General features: G+C 69.5%; 6 protein-coding genes. 2 read left to right on the plus strand and 4 right to left on the minus strand.

The window, feature by feature from the left end; all coding sequences use genetic code 11:
• A partial coding sequence (locus WA805_RS19055; protein WP_425243008.1) for a DUF6350 family protein occupies nt 1-439 on the minus strand: 439 nt, incomplete at its 3' end.
• Between the two features lie 280 nt (nt 440-719).
• Between WA805_RS19055 and sucC the strand changes: the two genes are divergently transcribed.
• A complete protein-coding gene (gene sucC / locus WA805_RS19060) occupies nt 720-1,919 on the plus strand; it encodes an ADP-forming succinate--CoA ligase subunit beta (RefSeq protein WP_422289164.1) in 1,200 nt (399 codons plus the stop codon).
• 1 nt (nt 1,920) lies between these two features.
• Complete coding sequence (sucD, locus tag WA805_RS19065; RefSeq protein WP_422289162.1) at nt 1,921-2,808, plus strand: succinate--CoA ligase subunit alpha; 888 nt, start codon at nt 1,921-1,923, stop codon at nt 2,806-2,808.
• A gap of 30 nt (nt 2,809-2,838) precedes the next feature.
• Here sucD and WA805_RS19070 read toward each other — a convergent pair whose 3' ends face one another.
• The 3 genes from WA805_RS19070 to WA805_RS19080 form a co-directional block, all read right to left on the minus strand.
• The gene (locus tag WA805_RS19070) at nt 2,839-3,255 is read right to left on the minus strand and encodes a cobalamin B12-binding domain-containing protein (RefSeq protein ID WP_422270758.1); all 417 of its coding nucleotides are present in this window, start codon (nt 3,253-3,255) and stop codon (nt 2,839-2,841) included.
• Nucleotides 3,256-3,296: 41 nt separating this feature from the next.
• Nucleotides 3,297-4,859 (minus strand): LCP family protein, encoded by a 1,563-nt coding sequence (locus tag WA805_RS19075; RefSeq protein WP_425238548.1) that lies wholly within the window; start codon nt 4,857-4,859, stop codon nt 3,297-3,299.
• 111 nt (nt 4,860-4,970) lie between these two features.
• Nucleotides 4,971-6,536, minus strand: coding sequence for an LCP family protein (locus WA805_RS19080; protein ID WP_422289163.1), 1,566 nt, complete (start codon nt 6,534-6,536; stop codon nt 4,971-4,973).
• Between the last annotated feature and the right edge of the window lie 481 nt (nt 6,537-7,017).

Genomic DNA, 7,017 nt, shown 5'->3' on the forward strand with positions numbered 1-7,017 from the left:
GCACGGCCGCCAGCAGCGCGAGCAGGAAGCCATCGACGGCCGCCTGCAGCAGCGACGGCGCGGCCGCCTGGGTCCGGCAGGCCACCGCCACAGCGGCGGTGAATAGCGCGTACGGGCAGGCGATCGCCAGCGCCGCATAGCTCACGTGCCGCAGCCTGGTCACGTACCCCGCGGTCGTCATCCAGCGCCCGGCCCGCGCGATCAGCGCGCCGGGCACCAGCACCAGGCCGAGCGGCAACAGCCCGATTGGCCCGATGCCGCGCACGGTCACCTGGACGTGGTGCGCGATAAGCCAGAGCAGGCCCGCGGAGCGCAGCACCCCGGCCAGGCCGCCGCCGATGCCCACGTGCGGCGCGGTGATCCAGCCGACGAGGGTCAGCGTGATGAGCACGGCGAGTCCGCCGCCCGCCGCGGCCAGCGCGGCGATGCCACCCGCCATGAGCATCGGCCGGCTGGGCCCGGGGGGTATGGGGGGCAGGAGCCCCCCATACCGGGGGGATCCCGGGGGGTCGTCCCCCCGGGGAAGCAGAGCCACATCGCCCATCTTCGCGGCGGACCCGGCAAACGGCACGCCGCCACGCCGTTGAGAGTCAGCTCACAAGCCGCGTCGGTCCCCTAGGCCCGGCCGGCGGCGGCCACGGACTAGGCTGCATGGTGGACGCCGCGTGTCACGCGGCAAGTCAGACGCAGTCAAACGGACCGAGATCGGAACCCCCCCAGTGGACCTGTTTGAGTATCAGGCCAAGGAACTCTTCGCCGAATACGGCGTTCCGGTGCCGAAGGACAAGGTCGCCGACACTGCCGAAGAGGCGCGGGAGATCACCGCCGCGTACGCGGCAGAGGGCACCCCCCAAGTCGTGGTGAAGGCGCAGGTGAAGACCGGCGGACGCGGCAAGGCCGGCGGCGTGAAGCTGGCCGACGGGCCGGTCGACGCCTACGAGAAGGCGCAGCGCATCCTCGGGATGGACATCAAGGGTCACACCGTGCACAAGGTGCTGATCGCCGAGGCGACGGACATCAAGGCGGAGTACTACCTGTCGTTCCTCCTGGACCGCGCGAACCGCACATTCATGTCGATCTGCTCGGTCGAGGGCGGCGTGGAGATCGAAGAGGTCGCGCACTCCAACCCCGGCGCGATCGCCCGCATCCCGGTCTCCCCGCTGACCGGCGTGGACCACGCGAAGGCCCTGGAGATCATCAAGGCCGGCCGGATCCCTGACGAGGCCGCCGAACAGGCGGCCCTCCTGGCGGAACGGCTGTGGGCCATGTTCACCGATGAGGACGCCACGCTCGTCGAGGTGAACCCGATGGTACTGACCCCGGACGGCCGGGTGCTCGCCCTCGACGGCAAGGTCACACTCGACGACAACGCCGCCTACCGCCAAGACCACGGGCGGTTCGCCGACGCGAGCGCCACCGACCCGATCGAGGCGCGGGCGAAGGAGAAGCACCTTAACTACGTGAAGCTGGAGGGTGAGGTCGGCATCATCGGCAACGGCGCCGGCCTCGTGATGAGCACGCTCGACGTGGTGGCGTACGCGGGCGAGCAGTTCGGCGGCATCCGCCCGGCGAACTTCCTCGACATCGGCGGCGGCGCGTCCGCCGAAGTGATGGCCAACGGCCTGGAGATCGTGCTCTCCGACCCGTCGGTGCGGTCGGTGTTCGTGAACGTGTTCGGCGGCATCACCGCGTGCGACGCGGTGGCCAACGGGATCGTGTCCGCGGTCGCGCTGCTGACGGAGCGCGGCGAGGAAGTGAACCTCCCGATCGTCGTCCGGCTCGACGGCAACAGGGCGGCCGAGGGCCGGGCAATCCTTCAGGAGGCAAACCTGCCGGTGGTGGAGCAGGTGGACACGATGGACGGCGCGGCGCGCCGCGCGGCCGAGCTGGCCGCCGCCGCCCCCGCGAAGGGAGCATGAGGTGGCGATCTTCCTGACCGCCGAGAGCCGGATCCTGGTGCAGGGCATCACGGGCTCTGAGGGCCGCAAGCACGGCGCGCGCATGCTCGCCGCCGGGTCGAAGGTGGTGGGCGGGACCAACCCGCGGAAAGCCGGGCAGACCGTCGAGCTGAACGGCACGGAGATTCCCGTCTTCGGCACGGTGGCCGACACCATGGCCGCGACGGGCGCTGACGTGTCCGTGGTCTTCGTCCCCGAGACCGGCACGAAGACCGCCGTGCTCGAGGCGATCGACGCGGAGATCCCGCTGTGCATCGTGATCACCGAGGGCATCCCGGTACACGACACGGCCGAGTTCTGGGCCTACGCCTGCGAGAAGGGCAACAAGACGCGGATCGTCGGGCCGAACTGCCCGGGCATCGCCTCCCCAGGCAAGTCCAACGCCGGCATTATCCCGGCCGACATCACGTCCGAGGGCCGGATCGGCCTGGTGTCCAAGTCGGGGACGCTGACCTACCAGATGATGTACGAGCTGCGCGACATCGGGTTCTCCACCGCCGTGGGCATCGGCGGCGACCCGATCATCGGCACCACTCACATCGACTGCCTCAGGGCGTTCGAGGAAGACCCGGAGACGTCCGCGATCGTGATGATCGGCGAGATCGGCGGCGACGCCGAGGAGCGGGCGGCGGCGTTCATCGAGCAGAACGTGACCAAGCCGGTCGTCGGCTACGTGGCCGGGTTCACCGCGCCCGAGGGCAAGACGATGGGGCACGCGGGCGCGATCATTTCCGGTTCTTCCGGCACGGCGCAGGCGAAGAAAGAGGCACTGGAGAAGGCGGGCGTGCGGGTCGGCAAGACCCCGAGCGAAACGGCCGCCCTCGTCCGCGACATCATGCGCACCCGCTGACCGCGCGTACCGGGGCCGCGTGACGTCAGGTCACGCGGCCCGGCGCGGGCCGAGTTCGGCGTTCACCCAGGCGACGATGTCCGTGGTCGGGGCGCCTGGGGTGAAGATCTTCGAGACGCCCATCGCGGTGAGCTCGGCGATGTCGGCCTCTGGGATGATGCCGCCGCCGAACACCACGATGTCGTCGGCGCCCTGTTCCTTCAGCAGTTCCAGCAGCTTGGCGAACAGCGTCATGTGCGCGCCGGACAGCACGGAAAGGCCGATCGCGTCCACGTCCTCCTGGATCGCGGCCGCCACGATCTGCTCAGGTGTCTGGTGCAGTCCGGTGTAGATCACCTCCACGCCGGCGTCGCGCAGCGCGCGGGCCACGACCTTCGCGCCGCGGTCGTGACCGTCAAGGCCCGCCTTGGCCACGATGACGCGGATCTTGCCCTTGGTGTCTGCCACGCTGCCTCCCCTAACCGACTACCGAATAAGGGTAGCCCTGGTCAGTCCACACAGGGGATGCCGTAGGGGGCGTTGGGCCCGACCGTGACCGAGCCGCCCGACTGCCCGTCGTTCACCGCCGGGGCGGACGACGCGGCCGAGGGCGACGGGGCAGCGGCCGAGGTAGCGCCAGAGCCCGGGCTGGATGAGACGATCCCCGTGGGCACCGTGGCGGAGGCCGTGCCGAGCAGGATCTCGACGTGGCCGGCTGGCACGGATGTGGCCGCGGTGGCGGTCGCCCCGAAGTACCTGGCGATCTTCGCCGCGTTGGCCGCCGTCCCGGTGCCGTAGAAGACCTGGGTCCCCGGCTTGACCGGCGCCGGCTGGCCGGAGGCGTTGCTGACCGCGCCGGGCTTGTACCCGGCCGAGACCAGCGCCTGGGAGACGCCGCCGGCCAGCCCGGGCGCGCTGCCGCCGTTGTACACGTCCACGGTGACGGTCGAGGCAGGCGGGATGGGCGCGGTGGCCTTCGCCGGCGCGGCCGTCTTCTTGGGGGCGGGCGCCGGGTAGAACAAGTTGTGCGTGTACTGCTTGAGGTAGGCGGGATCGACGATGTTGATGTCCTGAAGCCTGCCGTTCAGCATCACGTTGTTCTCTTGGGTCTGGATCGGCAGCGTCTGGAAGACCAGGTTCCGGCCGGTCAGGTTCTGCATTTCGGTGGCGAACTCCACGATGTTCCAGCCGCCGCTGGTGATCATGAAGGTCTTCAGGTCGTTGAGCAGGGCGTTGCCCTCAAGCAGGTTGGCCACCAGATTCTGGTGCTTGACCTTCCAGATCACGTAGTCGAGCACGGCCTGCTGCCGGTGCGTGCGGTCCAGGTCCCCGTTGGGCAGGTTCTCCCGCTGCCGGACGAAGGCCAGCGCCTGCGCGGCGCTGAGCGCGTGATAGCCCGCGGGGATGTTCGCGCCGGAGAAATCGGGGTCGTATGCCGCCTGCTTGAGGCACACCTCAATGGGACCGAAGATGTTGGCCAGCTCGTAGAACCCCCACAAGTTCAGCTCGGCGAAGTGGTCGATGTGCACTCCGGTGAGCGCCTGGACAGTCTGGATCTCCGCCGCCCTGCCCGCCTCATTCGCCTGGAAGTACAGCTGGTCCCTGCTCATTTTCGCGGCCTGGCCGTCCTGCTGGAGCTGCTGGAGCTCGTAGCTCATCGCGTCGCCGTAGGCCTCGTCGACCTTCGCCGTGGTGCCGCCGTACCCGTGCGTGCCGTACATGGTGACCACGTCGTCGCGGGGGATGGAGACCCCGATCGCCTTCTTCCCGTTGTCGTAGATGTGCAGCAGGATCAGCGTGTTGGTGGTGTCCCCGCCTATCGACCCGACGTGCATGAGGTCCTCGAGGGTCTTGGGCAGCGGCTGGCCGTTCCAGTAGGTGCGGCTCTCCAGGCCCATCAGCAGGATGTTCATGTCGCCGACCTGCGGGCCGCCGGCGTCCACGCGGGAGCTGGCGACGTCGCTGACCTGGCCCTCCACATGGAAGGCGTAGCCGCTCACCAGGAGAGCGGTGGCGGCGAGCAGGCAGCTCGCCGCATAGCCGATCTTGCCCGCGAGCAGTGACCCGAACATGTCGTCCCTTCCGGTACCCCCGCGCCCAAGGCGTGAGGCTACCGGTTGGTTACCTTCGGGGTAGGCCGTATCACGGGTTTGTATCGACGCCTCCCCTCGCCGCGTCGCCGGCTAATAGACGCAGGGCGCGCCGTACGGCGTCTTCGAGTTCACCGTTACCGTCCCGGCAGCCGCGCCGTTGTCCCCGGCCGACGTCGCCGTTGCCGTGGGTGCCCCGGCGCCCGCGGCGCCCGACGAGCCGAGGCCGGCGGGCATGGCGGTAACGCTGGTGCCGAGCAGGACCTCCACGTGACCCGCCGGCAGTGACGTGCTCGCGCTCGCGGCGGCGCCGAAGTAGCCGGCGATCTTCGCGGCGTTGGCCGCCGTCGCGGCGTTGTAGAACACCTGGGTGGCCGGCTGGACCTGGTGCGGCTGTTCCGCGGCGTCCTGGACGGCACCGCCCTTGTACCCCTTCGAGACCAGCGCCTGCGAGACTCCGCCGGCCAGCCCGGGCGCTCCGCTGCCGTTGTACACGTCGACGGTGACGGTCGACGCCGGCGGGACCGGTGCCGTGTTCTTCGCCGTGCCGTGCTTGCCGCCGGACGACGCCACCGGGGCGGTGAACGCCTGCCGCACCTGCCGCTGAACCGTGGGGATGTCGATGGCGTTGGCGGCCTGTCCGTTGATCGTCTGGTACCCGGCGATCTTCGCCGTCTGGAAGGAGAAGTTCTTCCCCGTCAGGGCGTGCATCTCGGTGGCGAACAGCGGGAGGTCCCAGTCCGCGTCGGTGATGACGTACTGCTTGGCGACGTCGAGCAGGCTGTTGAGCTGGCCAAGGTCGCTGAGCACCCCCTGGTGCTCGAGCTTCCAGATCACGTAGTCGATGACCGCCTGCTGGCGATGGGTGCGGTCGAGATCACCGTTCGGGAGGTTGTCCCGCTCCCTGACGAACGCCAGCGCCTGCGGCGGCGACAAGTACTGGTAGCCGCCGTGCCTGATCTTGAATCCCGAGTTGGCGTCGTGGAAGTTGACGCCACCCCGCCATGGCGTCACGCACACCTCGATGCCCTGGAAGGCCTGCGCGAGCGCGTAGAAGCCCGCGAGGTTCACCTCGGCGAAGTGGTCGATGTGCTGGCCGGTCAGCTTCTGCACGGACGCGATCGCCGCCGCCTGGCCGGCCTCGTTGGCCTGCTGGTAACGCTGATCATGGCCGGTACTCGAGTTCGCGGTCGCGCCGAGGCTCTGCGCCCACGCAAGGCCGTAAGCCTGGTCGATCTTGCCCTCGGACTGCCCGTCGTAAGCCTTGGGGAAGGTAATCCAGTCGTCGCGGGGGATGGAGATGCCAACCGCCTTCTTGCCGCCCGCGAAGATGTGAATCAGGATCAGCGTGTTGGTGGCCTGGCCGCCGACGCCCAGGTTCTTGACCCCGTAGACGCTGCCGGCGTGCATGGCGGCGAGCAGGCCTGGCGACAGGATGTTGCCGTTGTAGTCGGTCCGGCTCTCCAGCCCCATCAGCAAGATGTTCATCTCGCCGGTCTGCGGACCGCCGCTCAGGGCGTTAGAGCTTTCGATCCCGCCGAGCTGGTCCTCCACGTGGTACGCGTACCCCGCTACGAGCAGTACCGCGGCGGCGATCACGCAGCTCACCGCGTAGCCGATCTTTCCTGCGATCACCGTGCCGCCGTGCGCTCCGGACACTCCTGTTCCCCTCCGGCTGGCCTGTCACCGTAGCGGCGAGGCTACCTGCTCAGTTCGCGCGAGGAGGGCCATCTGGCGGGAAATGCCTGCTCTTGAAGCCGCCATTAACGAGTCGGAGGCTCGTTGAGGCGAACTTAAGATTCGATGGACTAATCTCAGCAGCAATGACCACTCCATCCGGGCAGGAGCCCCGAACCGGCCCGACACGAGGAGGCCCCGCCCGGCCAGCACCGCGCGGAGCCGATCCCGGTTGGCCCGGCAGCGGCGGCGACGCCAGGCGGCGTGGTCCCGGACGTGTCCCGGGGGCCCCAGGCACCCCCAGCGCCCCCAGCGCCCCAGGCGCTCCGAGCGCATCGGCCAGCGATGGCGCAGACCCGCGCCGCGACGGTTATGGCACCGGGCGCGTCCCGGGCAGCGGGCGGCCGGACCCCGATCTCCGGCGGCAGCGACAGAGCGACCCCGGCGCGGCCGACCGCAGCTG

The organism is Trebonia sp., assembly GCF_049794275.1.
Classification (GTDB): domain Bacteria; phylum Actinomycetota; class Actinomycetes; order Streptosporangiales; family Streptosporangiaceae; genus Trebonia.